At 61.1% G+C, this 17,900-nt stretch carries 13 protein-coding genes and 1 pseudogene; 3 read left to right on the plus strand and 11 right to left on the minus strand.

The genetic code is table 11. The features are described from left to right. Nucleotides 1-156 precede the first annotated feature (156 nt). The 10 genes and pseudogenes from BLT65_RS07285 to BLT65_RS07330 all read right to left on the minus strand — a co-directional run bounded on the left by BLT65_RS07285 (nt 157) and on the right by BLT65_RS07330 (nt 12,405). Nucleotides 157-1,203: an ABC transporter permease gene (locus BLT65_RS07285; protein WP_091776520.1), complete on the minus strand. Its 1,047-nt coding sequence runs from the start codon at nt 1,201-1,203 to the stop codon at nt 157-159. Nucleotide 1,204: 1 nt separating this feature from the next. Further along, nucleotides 1,205-2,737 (minus strand): sugar ABC transporter ATP-binding protein, encoded by a 1,533-nt coding sequence (locus BLT65_RS07290; RefSeq protein WP_091776522.1) that lies wholly within the window; start codon nt 2,735-2,737, stop codon nt 1,205-1,207. Nucleotides 2,738-2,816: 79 nt separating this feature from the next. Then, nucleotides 2,817-3,821: a substrate-binding domain-containing protein gene (locus BLT65_RS07295; RefSeq protein WP_007585635.1), complete on the minus strand. Its 1,005-nt coding sequence runs from the start codon at nt 3,819-3,821 to the stop codon at nt 2,817-2,819. A gap of 109 nt (nt 3,822-3,930) precedes the next feature. After that, nucleotides 3,931-4,950, minus strand: a complete 1,020-nt coding sequence (locus tag BLT65_RS07300; RefSeq protein WP_042306441.1) for an ABC transporter permease — start codon at nt 4,948-4,950, stop codon at nt 3,931-3,933. 50 nt (nt 4,951-5,000) lie between these two features. Beyond that, nucleotides 5,001-5,960, minus strand: a complete 960-nt coding sequence (gene rbsK, locus BLT65_RS07305; RefSeq protein WP_042306543.1) for a ribokinase — start codon at nt 5,958-5,960, stop codon at nt 5,001-5,003. Between the two features lie 5 nt (nt 5,961-5,965). Further along, entirely contained in the window at nt 5,966-6,430 is a 465-nt protein-coding gene (locus BLT65_RS07310) for an RbsD/FucU family protein (RefSeq protein WP_091776525.1), read from the minus strand. A gap of 69 nt (nt 6,431-6,499) precedes the next feature. Next, complete coding sequence (locus BLT65_RS07315) at nt 6,500-8,899, minus strand: aldehyde dehydrogenase family protein (RefSeq protein WP_091776962.1); 2,400 nt, start codon at nt 8,897-8,899, stop codon at nt 6,500-6,502. Between the two features lie 13 nt (nt 8,900-8,912). After that, nucleotides 8,913-9,923 carry a deoxyribose-phosphate aldolase gene (gene deoC / locus BLT65_RS07320; RefSeq protein WP_091776527.1) on the minus strand — a complete coding sequence of 337 codons (1,011 nt, stop codon included), beginning with the start codon at nt 9,921-9,923 and terminating at the stop codon, nt 8,913-8,915. A 400-nt stretch (nt 9,924-10,323) separates the two neighbouring features. Next, complete coding sequence (gene dapB, locus BLT65_RS07325; protein ID WP_091776529.1) at nt 10,324-11,118, minus strand: 4-hydroxy-tetrahydrodipicolinate reductase; 795 nt, start codon at nt 11,116-11,118, stop codon at nt 10,324-10,326. A 94-nt stretch (nt 11,119-11,212) separates the two neighbouring features. Continuing rightward, a pseudogene (locus BLT65_RS07330) lies at nt 11,213-12,405 on the minus strand (fumarylacetoacetate hydrolase family protein). A gap of 131 nt (nt 12,406-12,536) precedes the next feature. Here BLT65_RS07330 and BLT65_RS07335 point away from each other — a divergent pair. Further along, nucleotides 12,537-13,292: an IclR family transcriptional regulator gene (locus BLT65_RS07335; protein ID WP_091776531.1), complete on the plus strand. Its 756-nt coding sequence runs from the start codon at nt 12,537-12,539 to the stop codon at nt 13,290-13,292. A gap of 142 nt (nt 13,293-13,434) precedes the next feature. Here BLT65_RS07335 and BLT65_RS07340 read toward each other — a convergent pair whose 3' ends face one another. Further along, a complete protein-coding gene (locus BLT65_RS07340) occupies nt 13,435-14,535 on the minus strand; it encodes a LacI family DNA-binding transcriptional regulator (RefSeq protein WP_244186447.1) in 1,101 nt (366 codons plus the stop codon). Nucleotides 14,536-15,114: 579 nt separating this feature from the next. Between BLT65_RS07340 and BLT65_RS07345 the strand changes: the two genes are divergently transcribed. Continuing rightward, a complete protein-coding gene (locus tag BLT65_RS07345) occupies nt 15,115-16,317 on the plus strand; it encodes a CaiB/BaiF CoA transferase family protein (protein WP_042306448.1) in 1,203 nt (400 codons plus the stop codon). 114 nt (nt 16,318-16,431) lie between these two features. Then, entirely contained in the window at nt 16,432-17,793 is a 1,362-nt protein-coding gene (locus tag BLT65_RS07350; protein WP_091776533.1) for an MFS transporter, read from the plus strand. The last annotated feature ends 107 nt before the right edge of the window (nt 17,794-17,900 follow it).

The raw sequence follows: 17,900 nt of genomic DNA on the forward strand, positions 1-17,900 counted from the left end.
TGGCGGTGTTAGCCGCTTTCTTTTGCCTACTTTTCTTTGCGGCGGCAAAGAAAAGTAGGTGCCGCCCCGCACAGGGGCGACGCTTGAAGCACGCTAACAAAACGCGGATGCCAGCAAAAACATAAAAGCACCGACCAGCGTCGCAGACAAAAAACCTCACCCCTTCCGCTGCAAAGCAAACAACGTCCCAGCAATCAAAATAAAGGCCCCGATAATAACCTTCTGCCAGGTACTAGGCACCCCAACCAGAATAAGCACGCTATTAATAAGCGTAACAAGCACAACCCCAAGCAGCGTGCCAACAACAGTCCCGGTCCCACCAGTAATCCGGGCCCCGCCCAAAATCACTGCAGCGATCACATCGAGTTCAGTCCCGACAAGATCAAAAGGATTCGCGAGCCGGTTATTCGACACATGCAGAATGCCAGCAATCCCCGCGAGCATCCCCGTATAACCGAAGACAAAAAGATGAATAGCCCGCAGGTTATAACCAAGCCGCTCGGCAATGGCCAGACTGCCACCCATGGCATAAACACCCCGCCCCATCATCGTACGGTTAAGCAACCACCAGGTGACAACAGAAGCAATCACAAGCGCCAACACAGAAACCGGCAACACCGCCCTTAGCCCATCGGCAGTGTGATAAAAAAACAGCGGAATACGCCCAAAATGATCCATGCTGTGCGGAATGTTCATAAAGAACGTCGTGCCGATAAACGTCAGCAAAATCCCGCGATACAGATACTGCGTGCCAATCGTCACGATCAGCGAAGGCGCCTTCAGCCGATGCACGAGCACGCCATTAATCACCCCAAGCACAATGCCGCCCAGCGCGCCAACAACAAGAATCAGCGCAAACGGCGCATCCGGCCACCAGACAAACACAGCCTTGGTAATCGCATACATGGTGAGCGCACCAATCGCCGTGAACGACACGTCGATACCACCCGACGCGAGCACCACGAGCGTCCCAAGCGCGAACAGCGACATCGTCGTCGCCGAATGCAGCAGATCGAACAGCGTCGCCAGCTGAAAGAAACGCGGATTGATCGCGCCAACGATCACGCACGTCACGACGATCAGCGCCGCCGTGAACCACTCCGGGTTGCGCGAGAGCTTCGCGCGCCACGTAGGCGGCTTCACCTCGGGCGCGATTTCGACGACGTTGGGGGTAGTCACGGTCCGGTCCATGATAGACGACATCTTATGCAGCCTCTGACAGCAAAGCGTGATACAGCTCCGCTTCGTTCAACTGATCCGCGCGATACTGGTTCGCCACGCGGCCCTTCTTCATCATCAGAATGCGATCGCAGTTCTGCAGCAGCTCGGGCAAGTCATCGCTGATCAGAATGATGCCGATGCCGCGCTGCGACAGCTTCTGCATGATCCGATAAATGATGTCCTTCGAGCCGACATCCACGCCGACAGTCGGCCCATGCAGGATCAGCACATGCGGATCGATCGCGAGCCAGCGGCCAATCAGCACACGCTGCTGGTTGCCACCCGACAGCGACTGCACCGGCTTGTCGACGCCAGGCGTCGCAATCTGCAAGTCCTTCACCGTCTGCTCGGCAAGCTGCTGCGCACGAGCACGGTCGATCTGTCCAAAGCGGTCTCGCAAGCTCGAAATCATCGCCGTGATCACGTTGTCGCGAATCGGCTTGTCGAGGAAAAGCCCTTCGTTGAGGCGGTCTTCGGGCACATAACCGATCCGATGGTCCTTCGCGTCCGACGGCGTGCGCAACACAACGTGCTTGCCCTCGAGCGTGACCGTGCCGCTCTCGGCCGGCGCGACGCCCGCCAGCGCGCGCGCCAGTTCGTTACGGCCCGAATCGAGCAGCCCCGTCACGCCGAGAATCTCTCCGCGATGCAGCGCGAACGACACATCGCGGAACTGCGTGCCGCGCGTGTAACCCTTCACGTCGAGCACGACTTCCTTGCCGACTTCGCCTTCGCGATACCGCTCGCTCGACAGATGACGGCCCGTCATCAACTCGCTGATCTGCGTTTTCGTGTAATCGGCAATCGGGCCTTGCGCCATCTTCTGGCCGTCACGCAATACGATCACTTCGCCGCCGATCGCATAGCACTCGTCGAGCTTGTGGCTCACGAACAGCACAGTCACGCCCTGCGCGCGCAGATTGGCGAGCACGGCGATCAGGTTGTCCACTTCTTTTTGCGTGAGCGACGTAGTCGGCTCGTCCATGATGACGAACTTCGCTTCGCTCGCAATCGCGCGCGCAATCGCCACGAGTTGCCGCGTCGCGAGCGGCAGTTGTTCGATTAGCGTCGACTGGAATTCGGCATCGCCTGGCAGGCCCACGGCTTCGAGTGCCTTCGCTGCGGTGCGCGCGAGCGCCTTGCGGTCGAACGTGCGCGTGAGGCGCCCGTTGTGCTCCGCAAGCTCCGACGTCAGCGCGACGTTTTCGGCGACGCTCATGTTCGGCAGCAGCGACAGGTCCTGATAGACCGTCTCGATACCGGCCGCGAGCGATTCGAGCGCCGAGAGCCGCGCGTGCGAAACGCCTTCGATGATCAACTCGCCTTCATCGGGCGGCTGCGCGCCGGAGATGATCTTGATCAGCGTGCTCTTGCCGCAGCCGTTTTCGCCGAGCAGGTGATAGATCTGCCCGCGCTCGAAAGACAGGCTCACGCCGCGCAATGCATGCACGCCCGTGAACCGCTTGTGTACGCCGACCACCTGCAGGAACGGCGTGGAGGAAACGTTTTGATTCATGCTGAAAAGCCGTGCTCCAGATGAATGTCGAAGCGTGCGGGCGCTCGCTCGCGAAAGCCCGCACGCGGTGATGCCACGATCAGAAGTTGTATTGCTTGTAGTTCGTCTTGTCGACGTTCACCCAGCCCTGGCCGCGCACGATGATGCCCTTGCCCGGACCCTTCTCGACCGTCACCTTCGTATAGCCCGGAATGCCGAGGTCCGCGCCGTTCTGCACGGTCTTGCCTTCGACCAGCATCTGCGCAACCTTGTTCATCGCGAGACCGGCCTGTTTCGGGTCCCAGAACGCAATGCCGTTCACCGCGCCGCTTTCGAGGAACTTACCCGCTTCCGTCGGCAAGCCCGTGCCGTACACGCAGATCTTGCCTTGCATGCCCGCCTCTTCAACCGCGCGGCCGATACCGATCACGTCCAGCGACGACGAACCCTGGAAGCCCTTCAGGTCGGGATGCTTGCGCAGCACTTCCTTCGCGACTTCATAGGCTTTCTCGCCGTCGTTGTTCGTTTCGAGCTTCGGCTCGACGAGATTCAACTTCGGGTACTTGGCCTTCGCGTTGTTGATGCCGCCGTCGGCCCATTGCACCTGCGAGCGGCTGCCGAGCGAGCCGACCAGCACGGCCCACTTGCCGTCCTGATGCATGCACGACGCGAGGCGCTCGTTCAGGCCCGCGCCGTACGCGGAGTTGTCGAAGGCCTCGATGTCGACCATCGTGTTCTTCGCGTTGTCCGCTTCATGCGTGACAACCTTGATGCCGCGATCCATTGCTTTCTTCAGTGCGGGTTCGAGCGTCGGCGGATCGTACGGAACGACGGCGATGGCCGTCACTTTCTTCGCGATCAGGTCTTCGATGATCTTCAGCTGCTGCGCGGCGTCGGCGCGGCCCGGACCCGTCTGATACGCCTGCACGCCGGGGTTGTCCTTCGCGAACTCCTTGACGCCTTCGTCCATCCGGTTGAACCAGTTGATGCCCGTTACCTTGACGACCGTGACGATCGTTTCATTGGTCGCGGCTTGCGCGGCGGCGATCACGCCGAGCGCGAGTGCGCCGGTTGCGAGGGCGGCGCTCAGTCGGGTCAGTTTCATGCGTTTGTCTCCGTTGCCTTTAGTGATTTAGTCATTGAATGAGTGTCGCCCCTTCATATGCACGCGGAAATCCAGGGCCCCGATGTCCGCTGAAACTATCGCTGCAGCGCTAACGCCTTTGATTCGGCTGCGCGAAACCGAAGATCGCACGCACGCGCTCGCCGCCCGCAAATGCGAGTGACGCCAGCAGCAGGAAACCCCACGCGCAATCGCCAAAGAACTGCGACACGCCGAGCAGATTGAAGAAGCTCGACAGGAACTGCAGCACCGTCGCCGCAAAGAACACACAGACGATGCGGCCGTAACCGCCCGCAGGATTCACGCCGCCCATCACGGCAATCAGGATCGCGATCAACAGATACGAATTGCCGTAGTCCCACTTCGCGCTTGACGTGTGCGTGACGCTGATCAATCCCGCGAGCGACGCGAGAATTCCGCACATCATGTATGTAAGAACCAGCATCCGCACGCGCGGAATGCCCGCGTAGAACGCGGCTTTCGGGTTCGTTCCCATCAGATACAGACGCAAACCGAACGGGCTGCGCCGCAGCAGCCAGCCGAGCACCACCACAGCCGCAATGAAGATCACGAACGAAACAGGCACCTGGAACCACGTGCCATTGCCAATATCCGACAGCGGCTCGACATAATCGACGTGTACCGACGCGCCATTGCTCAACACGACGGCACAACCCGTGAACAGCAGCTGCGTGCCGAGCGTGCAGAGAATCGGCGTGAGGCGCAAGCGCGCGATCACCACGCCATTCACCAGCCCGCCAATTGCGCCCATGCACACGACGATCGCGCAGAACACGCTCGTATAGAGCATCGGCGAATCGTCGCCGCTGATGAACTTCGGCACGATCAGCGCCGCGACCATGCCCGACAGGTTCGCGAGCCCGACGCCCGACAGGTCGATGCCGCCGTTGCCCGACACCATCGACAGCATGATGCCGAGCGCGAGCAGCCCAAGCTCGGGCAACTGCCCGCCCATCGACTGAAGGTTGTCGAGCGAAACGAACTGGCCGTGCGAAATCCACGTCGCGGCGAGCACGACGAGCACGTTCACCGCTAGCAGAAAGTTCAGTTGCCGGTCGCGAAACAGCCCGGCGGAAAGCGAGGACTTCATGTCGAAACGAACTCCTTCATGCCGCGCGCCGCATCAAGCGGCGCACGCGCTCAATGCGTTGAAAGCGGATGACCGGCCTGGGCCAGCACTTCGTTGACTTCGGCGAGCGTCGGCATCGAAGGTGCGGTGCCGGGCCGAGTGACCGAAATGCCCGCCAGCGCGCAGCCGAAGCGCGTCGCTTCGACGGCATCCGCGCCACGAGCGAGCGCCGCCGCGAAGCCGCCTGTGAAGCCGTCGCCCGCGCCTGCCGTTTCAACCACGCGACCACACTGGAACGCGGGCACGAACACCGATTGCTCCGCCGAATGCAGCAACGCGCCCGCTTCGCCGAGCGTCACGATGACATTGCGCACGCCCTTTTTAAGCAGCACGTCAGCGGCACGGCGCGCATCGTCGACATTGCTGACCTCGATGCCCGTCAACGCGGTCGTCTCCGTTTCATTCGGCGTGATGTAGTCGCACAGCGGGAAGATGCTGTCATCGAGTGGCAACGCGGGCGCGGGATTGAACACGGTCGTCACGCCATGCTTGCGCGCGACTTCGAGGCCACGTTTCGCTGCGCCGACCGGCTGTTCGAGTTGCGTGACGAACACGCGCGCCGAGGCGATATCCGCTTCGATCGCGTCGACGTCGCCCGCATTCATCGTCGCTGCCGCGCCGGAGACGACGATGATCGCGTTCTTGCCGGTAATGTCGTCGACGAAAATGTGCGCTGCGCCCGTCGATGCGCCGTCGATCACCGACGCGCGCGCCGTGATGCCTTCGGCGTCCCAGGTGGCTCGCGCAATCTGGCCAAACGCATCGTTGCCGATGCGCGTGCAGAACACCACGTCAGCGCCCGCGCGCGCCGCCGCGACCGCCTGGTTCGAGCCCTTGCCGCCGGGGCCCATCTTGAACGCATTGCCCGCGATCGTTTCGCCGATCAGCGGCATGCGGTCCGCGCGAAACGTGAGGTCCGTCACGAAGATGCCGAGAATAACGACGCGGCCTTCTTTCTGTTGCGTGGCCATTGTCGTCATTCCTTCGGTGCGTCGGGCGCGAGCAGCACGCCCTTCTTGAAGATGAAGCAGCCGTAGCCGCGCGTTTCGCCCGTGGCGATCACGCAGTAGGCTTTCTTCGCGCGCGCATAGAACGCAAAGCGCTCGATGCCGACGAACGGCACATTGCGCCCTTCGGCCTCGTTCACTTCGGCTTGCGCTTCGCGCTGCACGGCGGGAATGGTGTTCGGCTCGCCGACCACTTCCATGCGCGAGGCAGGATCGTCGACGAAGGTATCGAGCGGCAGCACCGACAGCAGCGCGCGAATTGCGCGCGGCGCATCGACGCCATCGAGCCGCAGCAGTTTGCCCGTCACGGACTCCCGCGCGACCGAGTCGCCCGGAAAGTTCGCGTCGCAAATCACCACTTCGTCGCCGTGGCCCATCGCGCGCAGCGCGTGCAGCACATCGGCGTTCAACAGCGGGTCCAGATTCTTCAGCACGTTGTCTCCTCCGTTATTCGGTTGGCGCGCTAGCGTTCTGTCATGCCCTGTCAGGCGATCAGACAGCGATCAGTCGCCATACGGTATCCAGATGTTCTTGACTTGTGTTGCATGGCGCAGAAACGCCGGGCCTTCGCTCGATGTGTCGAACCAGTCGAACGCGCGGCCATGATCGACGAACGTACGCTTCAGGTTGCCAACCGACTCGCGTTCAGCAAGCGCCGAATCTTTCGCGGAGCCGAAGCACCAGAGCGCATCGACATCGTCGTGCTTCGCGAGCGCCGGCAACAGTGCGCCGCGTTCGCCCGTCACGATGTTGAGCACGCCCGCTGGCACGTCCGACGTCTCCACAATCTGATAGAAGTCGGTCACTGTAAGCGGACTCGTCGAACTCGGCAAGGCAACGACGCGATTACCCATTGCAAGCGCGGGCGCGATCAGCGAAATGAAAGACAGCAGCGGCGCTTCATCCGGGCACGCAATGCCGATCACGCCGAGCGGCTCGTTCATCGCAAGCGCAACGCCGCGCAGCGGCGGAGCATGCACTGCGCCGTCGAACTTGTCGGCCCAGGCGGCATACGTGAAGAGCCGTGTCACCGATGCGTCCACTTCGCGGCGCGCTTGCGTCTCGCTGACACCCGTGCGTCGAACCAGTTGATGCACGAATTCATGGGCGCGCACCGCGAGATTTTCAGCGAGGTAATAGATCACCTGGGCGCGGTTGTGCGCGGTAGCCTGCGACCACTTCTGCGCGCCACGCGCCGCCGCGACGGCATTGCGAATGTCCTTGCGATTGCCTTCGCCCACTTCGCCGACGAGCGCGCCATCGGCGCCATACACGGGCAGCGTGTAGCCGCTATCCGGCCGCGCCTGCTTGCCGCCGATAAAAAGCTTTGCGGTGCGGTCGATCGCCAGCACATCGGCAGTTGGCTGAGCCTCATGCGCTTGCGCCGACACGTCCGTCACGCGATGCACCGGGCGACGCTCGCCGAGCGCGAGCCATGCCTTCGGCTTCACGTATTCGTAGATGCCTTCGCGGCCGCCTTCGCGTCCATAGCCCGACTCGCGATAGCCGCCGAAGCCGACCGCCGCATCGAACAGATTCGTCGCATTGAGCCACACGACGCCGCACGCGAGGCGCGGCGCGATATCGAGTGCGCGGCCGATCGTCTCGCTCCAGATGCTCGCGGCGAGTCCATAGCGCGTGTTGTTTGCGAGCGCGACGGCTTCGTCGGGCGTGCGGAACGTCATCGTCACGAGCACGGGGCCGAAGATTTCTTCCTGCGCCAACGTCGAGGCGGGCGCGACGCCCGTGACGAGCGTCGGCGGATAGAAGCAGCCGCCCGTGGGCACCGTCGTTTGCGTCGACTGATAGATCTCGCAACCTTCCAGGCGGCCCGCTTCGACGAGCGAGTCGATGCGTTCCAGTTGCACCTTGTCGACGATCGCGCCGATATCGATGCTCTTGTCGAGCGACGGGCCGACGCGCAGCGTCGCCATGCGGCGCTTGAGCTTGTCGATGAAGCGCTCAGCGACGCCTTCCTGCACGAGCAGACGCGAGCCGGCGCAGCACACCTGCCCCTGGTTGAACCAGATCGCGTCGACCACGCCTTCCACCGCGCCGTCGAGGTCCGCATCGTCGAACACGATGAACGGCGACTTGCCGCCCAACTCCAGCGTCAACGACTTGCCCGTGCCCGCCGTCGCCGCTCGGATCACGCGACCCACTTCCGTCGAGCCCGTGAATGCGATCTTGTCGACGCCAGCATGTTCAACGAGCGCGGCGCCCGTGCGTCCGTCGCCTGTGACGACATTCAGTACGCCCTTCGGCAAGCCCGCGCGCTGTGCGAGCTCGGCGAACAGCAATGCGGTGAGCGGCGTGTATTCAGCGGGCTTCAGCACGACGCAATTGCCCGTCGCGATGGCAGGCGCGATCTTCCACGCGAGCATCAGCAGCGGGAAATTCCACGGCACGATCTGGCCGATCACGCCGAGCGGCGCGAAGTCCTTGAACTCGCTGTCCTGCAGTTGCGCCCAGCCTGCGTGATGCAGAAAGTGCCTTGCCACAAGAGGGATATCGATGTCGCGCGTTTCGCGGATCGGCTTGCCGTTGTCGAGCGCTTCGAGCACGGCAAACAGTCGGCTGTGCCGCTGCACCATCCGCGACAGCGCATACAGATGCCGCGCCCGTCCCGCGCCGCCCAGCGCCAGCCAGCCCGGCTGCGCGGCGCGCGCGGCGGCGACGGCGGCATCGACGTCGGCTGCATCGCCTTGCGCGATATGCGCGAGCAGTGCGCCCGTCGCGGGTTCGTGTGATGCGAAACGTTCGCCCGCTGCGGGCGCACGCCATCCACCATCGACGAAATGACCGAACGTCGCGTCATGCTGCGCGAGCCACGCACGCGCGGGCTGATCGTCCTCGGGTGCGGGACCGTACTCCATCGATGAAAAATACTCGGCTACGCTCATGGGATCGATCTGCTCAGGCAACAGGGTGACGGTTGAAGGCGGAATAACGGCCAGTCGCGTAATGCTCGACCTGGCGTTCGATATCGGCGAGAAGACTGGATGCGCCGAAGCGGAACAGTTCGGGCTCGAGCCACGCGCGGCCCAGTTCTTCTTTCATCAGGATCTGATACAGCAGCGCCGTCTTCGCATTCGACACGCCGCCCGCCGGCTTGAAGCCGATCAGGATGCCCGTGCGCCCGTGGTATTCGCGGATCATGCGCGCCATCACGAGCGACACGTCGAGCGTCGCGTTGACGCCCTCCTTGCCCGTCGACGTCTTGATGAAATCGGCGCCTGCCATCATGCAGATCATCGATGCGCGCGCAACGTTCGACAGCGTCTGGATATCGCCCGTCGCGAGAATCGCTTTCAGATGCGCTTCGCCGCACGCGGCGCGGAACTCGCGCACTTCGTCATAGAGGGCCTGCCAGTTGCCTGTCAGCACATATTCGCGCGTGACGACGATGTCGATTTCCTGCGCACCGTCGGCCACCGATGCCTCGATTTCCTTCAGCTTCAGCGGATGCGGAATCAGACCGGCGGGGAAGCCCGTCGATACGGCCGCAACGGGAATGCCGCTGCCGGCGAGTGCATCGACGGCGGCCGCGACGTAGCGGTGATACACGCACACGGCGCCCGTCGTAATGGTGTGCGGCGGCACGCCGAGCGCCGCGAGAATGTCGGCGCGCACCGGCTGTCTGGCCTTCGCGCAAAGACGCCGCACGCGGCCTTCCGTGTCGTCACCGTTGAGCGTCGTGAGGTCGATGCAGGTCACGGCTTTCAACAGCCATGCGGCCTGCGCATCCTTCTTGACGGTGCGGCGCGTGCCGAGCGTCGCCGTGCGGCGCTCTACGGCCGACTGGTTGACGCGCAAGCCGTCGAGCCACGCGAGATCGAAAGGCACACCCGGATTACGGGCGGGATGGACGTGGGCCGCGCGCCGCAGCGCGACGACCGACGAGGACTGGGTAGGAGCTTCAGGCATAGACATCCGCAGGTTTGTGCAATGCACCGCAACGGCTGATGGTTTATTTGCATGTATCGTACATCGCTTGATAGGATTCTAACAAGCTTCGTTACGATCGTTTCCAGCGTTCACGGACGCGGACGACCATGTGGGTATGGGCGGAAGGCTTGTCCGGCAAGGCTTTTAGCCTAGTCGACAGCGGGCATTGGTGTTTTCACCAGGGTGTGATCGGAAGTGCGCGGGGGTATGTGGGATGTCACAACGGTTCTTCGCAAACAAATCCGTACTGCGCCCACCAAAATCCTGTTGTCACTACGGATTTGTTCACGGGAGACCACGGCACGATGCTGTCTGGAACGCGAAATCGCTGAACCTTGCCGTCTCCGGCCACAAGTGGCCTATCGGCGTCTGAGAACGGTCATCGCCGCAACACGTCCTGCATATCAAACAGGCCACTTTCCTGCTTCATCAGGAAGCGCGCGGCTCGCAACGCGCCATTGACATAGGGCAATCTGTTGAGCGTCTTGTGCGTGATTTCGATTCGCTCCCCTTCCCCGATGAACAGGACCGTGTGCTCTCCAACGATGTCGCCACCGCGAATTGAGGAAAACCCAATCGTCGAGGGGTCCCGTGCGCCAGTCATCCCCTCACGCGCGAACACTGCACAATCGGCCAGATTGCGGCCAAGCGCATCGGCGATGGTCTCGCCAATCGTCAGCGCGGTCCCCGACGGCGCGTCCACCTTGTGTCGATGGTGCGCTTCGACGACTTCAATGTCGTAGCCTTTGGAGAAGTTCTTTGCAGCCAATTCGATAAGCTGAAGCGTCACGTTGAGACTGACACTCGTACTGGATGCGAACACAATCGCGGTGCTCCTGGCTGTCTGTTCTATCAACCGCAATTGCTCGGCGTCGAAGCCCGTTGTTCCGATAACCATTTTTACCCCGTGCCGCTTCGCTGCCTCGAGATAAGCGAGCGTGCCTGACGGCCGGGTGAAATCGAGCAGGACATCAGATGACGAAAGTACGGTGTCGATATCGGCTGTGATTGCAACTCCCGTCGTCTTACCGATAAACGCGCCCGCGTCCTGACCCAAAGCGGAGCCACCGTCCTTGCTCAATGCGCCGACGAGTGTCGTATCATCCGCTGCCAACACCGCCTCAATCAACATCCGGCCCATTCGGCCGGTTGCACCCGCTACCGCAATTCTCATCTGTTTCTCCGTGAAGTTCCATCTGGCGAGTCGGTCACGCGTATGGACCACGCCGGCGAAGCGGCGACGTCGGGCACTCTGCACGCACTATCGGTCAAACCCCCGATGCTTTTCCGTTCAGCAGACCACGCGCCGCCAGATTGCCGTACAGGGCACGTACGCCAAACGTCCAGGGCGTGATTTCGTCGGAGCGCCGCACGATGTTGACCAACGCACCCAGCGAGGGCGCCGAGATAGTCACGACGTCACCAAGGTGATGGGTGAACCCCGCACCTTCCGCGTCCCGATCCTTGATTGGCGAAAACATTGTGCCGAGGAAAAGCATGAAGCCATCGGGATATTGATGGTGCGGACCATACGTCTGGTTCACCAGATCGACCGGGTCGCGGCTAATCTCGCTCATATGACTGACGCCTTCGAGGACGAAACCGTCGTCGATGCCGTCAATCTTCAGCGACACACTTTCCTTCCGGACGGAATCAAGCGTGAAATGCTCGTCAAAGAGGCGAACGAACGGGCCAATGGCGCACGAAGCGTTGTTGTCCTTCGCCTTCCCGAGCAGCAATGCACTGCGACCCTCGATATCTCTCAAATTGACGTCGTTTCCGAGCGCCGCACCGACGATAAGACCGGCGCTGTTCACTGCAAGCACAATCTCCGGTTCCGGGTTATTCCAGACTGACGTTTTGTAGAGGCCGATATTCGCGCCAAGCCCCACCGCCGACATTGGCTGCGACTTCGAAAACACCTCTGCGTCCGGGCCGATGCCGACCTCCATGTACTGCGACCAGGCGCCCCGCCGCTCCATTTCCGCTTTCAATTTCTGCGCGCCTTCCGAGGCTGGTTTAATCCTGGAGAGGTCCGCACCAATCAGTGTGTTAATCGTCTCCCGGATTTCCGTGCTTTGCTTGCATCACCGCCCGCCTGCTCCTCAATCACGCGCTCGAGCAAGCTAACCGCAAACGTCACGCCGCAAGCCTTGATGGCTTGAACGTCGCAAGGCGCGAGCAACCTGAGTCCGGTCGCATTGGGATCGAGACTCCTGGCTATCACTGCGTCCACGCCCCCGAGTGACTCACCCGGCGCGTTACGAGCAATTTCCAGTGCGTCCGCGCGGTCGAACAGGTCTGCCGTCGTTACAACGGTTTCTGTGATGTCGAAGACCTCATCGTTTCGAACGACTACGACTGACGGGCCATTGTGCGGCGCCGGTCGCCATACGCGACCAATGAGTACCGCTCGCTCTGCATCTGCAGGAAGGTGTGAATGTGCCGAGGAAATAGCCATCTATGCTTATCGCCTATCAAGGAGAGGGAAGCGCAAATCCTATTGTTGCGGCAAGGGGGTGTCCATTATGTTGAAAATATGTCCAACTGGTTGGACAATTCATTTTCAAGTTTCCCGCGAATCTGGTTGCCATGGAAAAGGTCTACGAGGTACCGGCTCTGAAGCGAGCACAAGACATCCTCGACGTTCTGTCCGGGGCGCGGGAGCCCGTGCGCGTGTCGGCGTTGCGCGAGACAACCGGCCTGTCGCGCAGTACGCTCTATCTGCTGCTGGACTCACTTCAGCGGCAGCATTGGGTTGAAAAACACGGCGACGGCTACCTCATCGGCGTGAAGCTTTTCGAGTTAGGGAACGCATATGTGCGACACGACGGCTATCAGTCTGTGTTCCGTGCGTTGGCAGCTTCCTTCGTGGCCGCACATGACGAAGTGGTGCAGTTGGCGACGCTCGACGGAACCGACGTTGTCTACATCGCCCGAGAGGATTCGCGACGACCGGTGCGACTCGTATCGGACCTTGGCTCCCGGCTGCCGGCCCATTGCTCAGCGTTGGGAAAAGCGCTGCTTGCAACGCTTTCTGAGGCAGAGTTGATTGAACTGCTGCCGGAAAAGCTCCCCCCAGTGACGCCAAGGACAATCACGCGACGCGCTGTCCTGCTACGTGAGCTCGCAGTTGTCCGGGAAAATGGCCAGGCGAGCGAGTTCGAGGAGTCTGCCGCTGGACTGGCCTGTTTTGCTGCCTATGTCGGGCAGACAGCCTATGGGAAAAGACTTGCCGTCAGCACGAGCATCCCCATCGGTCGCATCGACCAGAAGCGAGAGAAGCGGATTCGCCTTGCAATAGCGAAGATGGCTTTGCAAATCGGCGCTCGCCTGGGAAATATCTGACTCGCTTCAACCGCATGTCGATAGAGCAGTACTGCGCGAATTCTTGCGAGATCGATGTCGACCAGGCTCGCTGGAAAGGCGCTGGCGAATGCCTGGCTAGTTATCTGGGATTGGACCAGCGCAGAGTCGACCAGCGATAGCGTCAACCCCTCAGAGCCACCGTCCGACGCGGTGACGCGCACGAACCTCGCATCACCAGTTCCGCGTCCACCGTCAGTCTCCTGCGGGGCAGTTTCGGGTTATCCAAACGCTCCATCAGGAATCTCCCCGCCGCCTTCCCCAGTTGGTCATGGTTCCATCGAACCACAGTGAACGCAGGCGTCGCGAGAAGCGCAACGTCACTGTCCGCTCCGGCGACAACCGAAAGGTCTTGCGGTATCACGAGTCCACGTTCCCGCGTTGCCTGCATTACGCCAGGAAGCAACGATGTTCCGCCGGCAACGATAGCCGTAGGTGGTTTGTCGAGCTCCAACAAATGCCTCGTTTCGGTATAGCCGGCGTCTCTGGCAAATGTGGCGTGCCGGATCAGTTCTGGCTCCAGCGTCAGGCCACGCTCTTTGAATGCATCGGCGAAACCCTTCAACCGGCTTTGCGTCGGATGTACTCCCGGTTCACCCGAAATGATTGCAATGCGGCGATGTCCCAGGTCGGCGAGGTGAAGCACCGCTTGCCGCACGCCTGCGGCGTGATTCACGGAGACGGAATCAAGCTCGGCAGGCAACTCGCGGTCCAGCAACACGATTGGAAATTGTGCTTCCCGCAGCATCGTCAGAAGCGCTGGGTCCTCCTCCGACGACGTGGCGATGACCAGCCCGTCAATCCGTCGCTGCTGGAAGCCGAGCAGCAGTTCTCGTTCGCGCTTGAGGTCGTGGTAGCTGGATGCGACCATCAGCGAGAAGCCGAAACCTTCAATCTCCTTTTGCATCGAGTCGACGAACAAGCTGAGCACAGGGACGGTGAAGTCGCGCATGACGCATGCGAAGGTCATCGACCTGTTACTGCGCATGCTCTGGGCCACCATATTCGGCACATAACCCAGTTCGACGATGGCAGCCTTCACGCGCTTGCGTGTGTCCTCGCGCACGTTGGGATGCGCGTTGATTACCCGCGACACTGTGCCCAGACTGACGTCCGCCAGTTGCGCGACGTCCCGGATTGACGGTTTGCGTTCATCGTCAGGTGATGCGACGTCAGCTGCGGCCGAAGTTCGGCGTGTCATATTGCCTTTGGATTCGATACTCATTCTGTCGGCAAAGCCTGCATCAGGCCGTTAGCAAAACTACTGCGCACCGCCCTCGGTAAGCCCAGCTCTTTCAAGAGCTACGACTGCGAAAACGGAACACCCGGGAGAGCCGACGCCCCGCACAGCCGGCCCCGCGTTCAGATCCAGCCTCGCCTCCTTGCTGGGCGACGAGGATGTCGCACGCGCCCTGCCTTCCATTCGACAACGCGGTGGAAACGTTCCCAATTTTCCCTGCCTCACCTACTTTGTCAAGCCGGGTGAACGGGTTCCCCTTCGAGACTTGCTTCCGCCGGTGGAAGGTCCTGCGCGGAGCATCACCAAAAAGCGACGGTACATCCGCCAGGGAACGACCGCCTTGACAAAGACGCCCTTCGATCTATCATTGGAAACGTTTCATCAAGATCCAAACCACGTAGACGAAATAGCTTCTAGTCATACGTTAAATTTTGGAAACGTTTCATCAAATACATCTGCGAGATACCGTGACCTGCCTCAGAAGCGCTACTGGAGGAACATGCCCGCACGCCGTGCGAACGGACGAATTGCGGAGCACAGCCAATCCTGGCAAGGGGATGTGCCATGGCTGAGGGACAAATGACGCGACCGCTCCCGCTGGACGGCATTTGCGTCGTGGAGATTGGACACAGCCTTGCGGCACCGTACGCGGGCATCATCTTCGCGCACCTCGGCGCCCGCGTCGTGAAGATCGAGAACGCAGCCCAGGGGGACTACGCCCGCGGATGGGGGCCGCCCTTCATCGACGGAGCCTCCGCGCTCTTTCATGCAATGAACCACGGCAAGGAAAGCATCAGCGCCGATTTCAGCGACCCGGCCTGCACCCAACTCATTCGAGAGTTCATCGTCGCCAATGCCGACGTGGTCCTGCAGAACCTGAAGCCCGGCAATCTCGACCGTTACGGCCTCGGGGCAAAGGACCTGACGGAACTGTGCCCGTCGCTGGTCTATTGCAACCTCGGCGCCTTTGGCGCCACAGGCCCTTTGCGAAGCAAGCCCGGCTACGACCCGTTGGTACAGGCCTACAGCGGGATGATGAGCATCGTGGGGCATGCCGACGACGCGCCCAGCCGCGTTCCCGTCTCGATCAATGACATGGGCACAGGCATGTGGGCCGTCATTGGCGTCCTTGCCGCGCTGCGGGGCAAAGACCGTGGCGACCGTGAGCGCGGCCAGGTCATCGACGTGTCGCTCTACGAGACCGCGCTGGCCTGGATGACAGTACCCCTTTCGGATTGCCTTGCCGGCGGCCCGGAACCCGCCCGCATAGGGTCCGGTAGCCCAAACATCGTGCCCTATCAGGTATTCGACTGCTCAGATGGCGAAATCCTTGTCGCCGCAGGTAACGACACGCTCTATCGCCGCCTCTGCAATGTGATGGACCTGCCGTCACTGGCCGACGACCCACGGTTTGCGACCAATGGTGACCGCGTCTTGAACCGAAAGGCCCTGATTGCACTTCTCGAAGTCAGGTTCAAGCAGAAGACCGCTAGCGACTGGCTTGCGAATCTTGAAGCGGAATCGATTCCTTGCGGCCCCTTGCAGACGGTCGACCGCGTGGTCACGGACGAACAGACGGTGTCACTCGATATCCTTCGCGAGACACCCGATGGACGAACGAGGACCGTCGCGCTGCCTGTCTCCTTCGACGGCCAACGCCCGCCCTTGCCCGGGAACACACCCGGCCTTGGTGAACACAACCACTTGCTGACAAAACCGCCAGCACGCGACCGCGAAGACGACCTTTTGCGACAGGAGTGCGATTAAGACGCGAGTTGTATCCGTCGTGAATTCATTCCAAGTTTCACCCACACTTCCACTAAGCGTTCTCGGACGTTGGCCTCAATTGCCAGACGAATCGGGACAATCAGGAGACAGCAATTGAGCCAGACCTTTCTTGAACCGACTCCGACATCATCGGACGAACCGCCGTCCGTCGCGGCCGTGAGCGCGGAGGAGCGCAGGCTTTACCTGCGCGTCGCGCTTCGCATCGTGCCGCTGCTCTTCGTTTGCTATGTCGTCGCCTTTCTCGACCGCATCAACGTCGGATTTGCCAAGCTGCAAATGCAGGACGCCCTTGGTTTCAGCGATGCAGTGTACGGCCTGGGCGCAGGGATCTTTTTCCTCTCGTACTGTCTGCTCGAGGTGCCAAGCGCCCTGCTTCTGAAGCGTATGGGAGCGAAGAAGACCATCGCTCGAATCATGATTTGCTGGGGGATCGTCGGGACCTTGACGGCGTTTGTCTCCAACGTGACCGAGTTCTACCTCGTCCGGTTACTGCTCGGCGTATTCGAGGCTGGCTTCTTTCCCGGCGTGATTTTCTATCTCAGCTCCTGGTTCCCTGAGAACAGGCGCGGCGTCATCATTTCATGCTTCATGGTCGGCTTTCCCGTTGCTGGCCTGGTCGGCGGCCCCATCTCCGGATGGGCGATGACAGCGCTTGCGAACGTTGCCAACATGGCGGGGTGGCAGTGGCTCTACATCGTGGAGGCGCTGCCTGCCGTCGCACTTGGCATCCTTACGCTGTTCATCCTGGATGACAACATCGACAAAGCGAAATGGCTGACTGACGCAGAAAAGAACACCCTGCGGGAAGGGTTTCGAGCCGAAACGGAACGCAAACGCAAGAACAACCAGAACGGCCACGGAACGCTCGCGCAAGCGCTCGCGGACCCCAAGGTCTACATGCTTGCGTTCATCGACTTCGCCTTCGTTTGCGGAACCTATTCGGTCACGTTCTGGCTTCCTACCGTCATGAAGAGTTCGGGCATATCGAACCTCTCGCAACTTGGATGGCTGTCGGCCATTCCGTACGGTATTGGCGCCATAGGGATGGTCGTAATTAGCCGAAACTCGGACCGCACGCTCGAGCGGCGCTGGCATGCGACCATTGCCGGCGTCATCGGTGCGATAGCGCTTCTTCTTGTGTCGCAGTCGATGAGCTCAGCTGTGGTGACAATCGCTTTGCTGACCGTCGCTTGTGTCGGCATCTTCTCGATAAACGTGCTGATCTGGTCAATGGCTTCCGGCTATCTCCACGGCTCGCCTGCTGCAGCTGGAAGCATTGCGTTCGTGAACTGCATCGGTCTGCTCAGTGGATTCTGCAGCCCTTTCATTATCGGATGGCTGAAGACAATGACCGGGTCGCTCAATAGTGGCCTTTACGTGATGACCGCCGTCCTCTTTCTCGGAATCTTCGTCATGTTCGTAGGATTCAAGCCGAAAGCAGCCGAACCCGCGTGACCGCCAGCGAGGTTCCATCGAAACGGTAATCAGCAGCAGCTCACTTCTTCTTTGAACGACCCGCCGGGTGTGCGGTCGACACGCCCATCCGGCATCAACAGTAAAGA

The sequence above is a fragment of the Paraburkholderia steynii genome (genome assembly GCF_900100565.1).
Taxonomy (GTDB): domain Bacteria; phylum Pseudomonadota; class Gammaproteobacteria; order Burkholderiales; family Burkholderiaceae; genus Paraburkholderia; species Paraburkholderia terrae.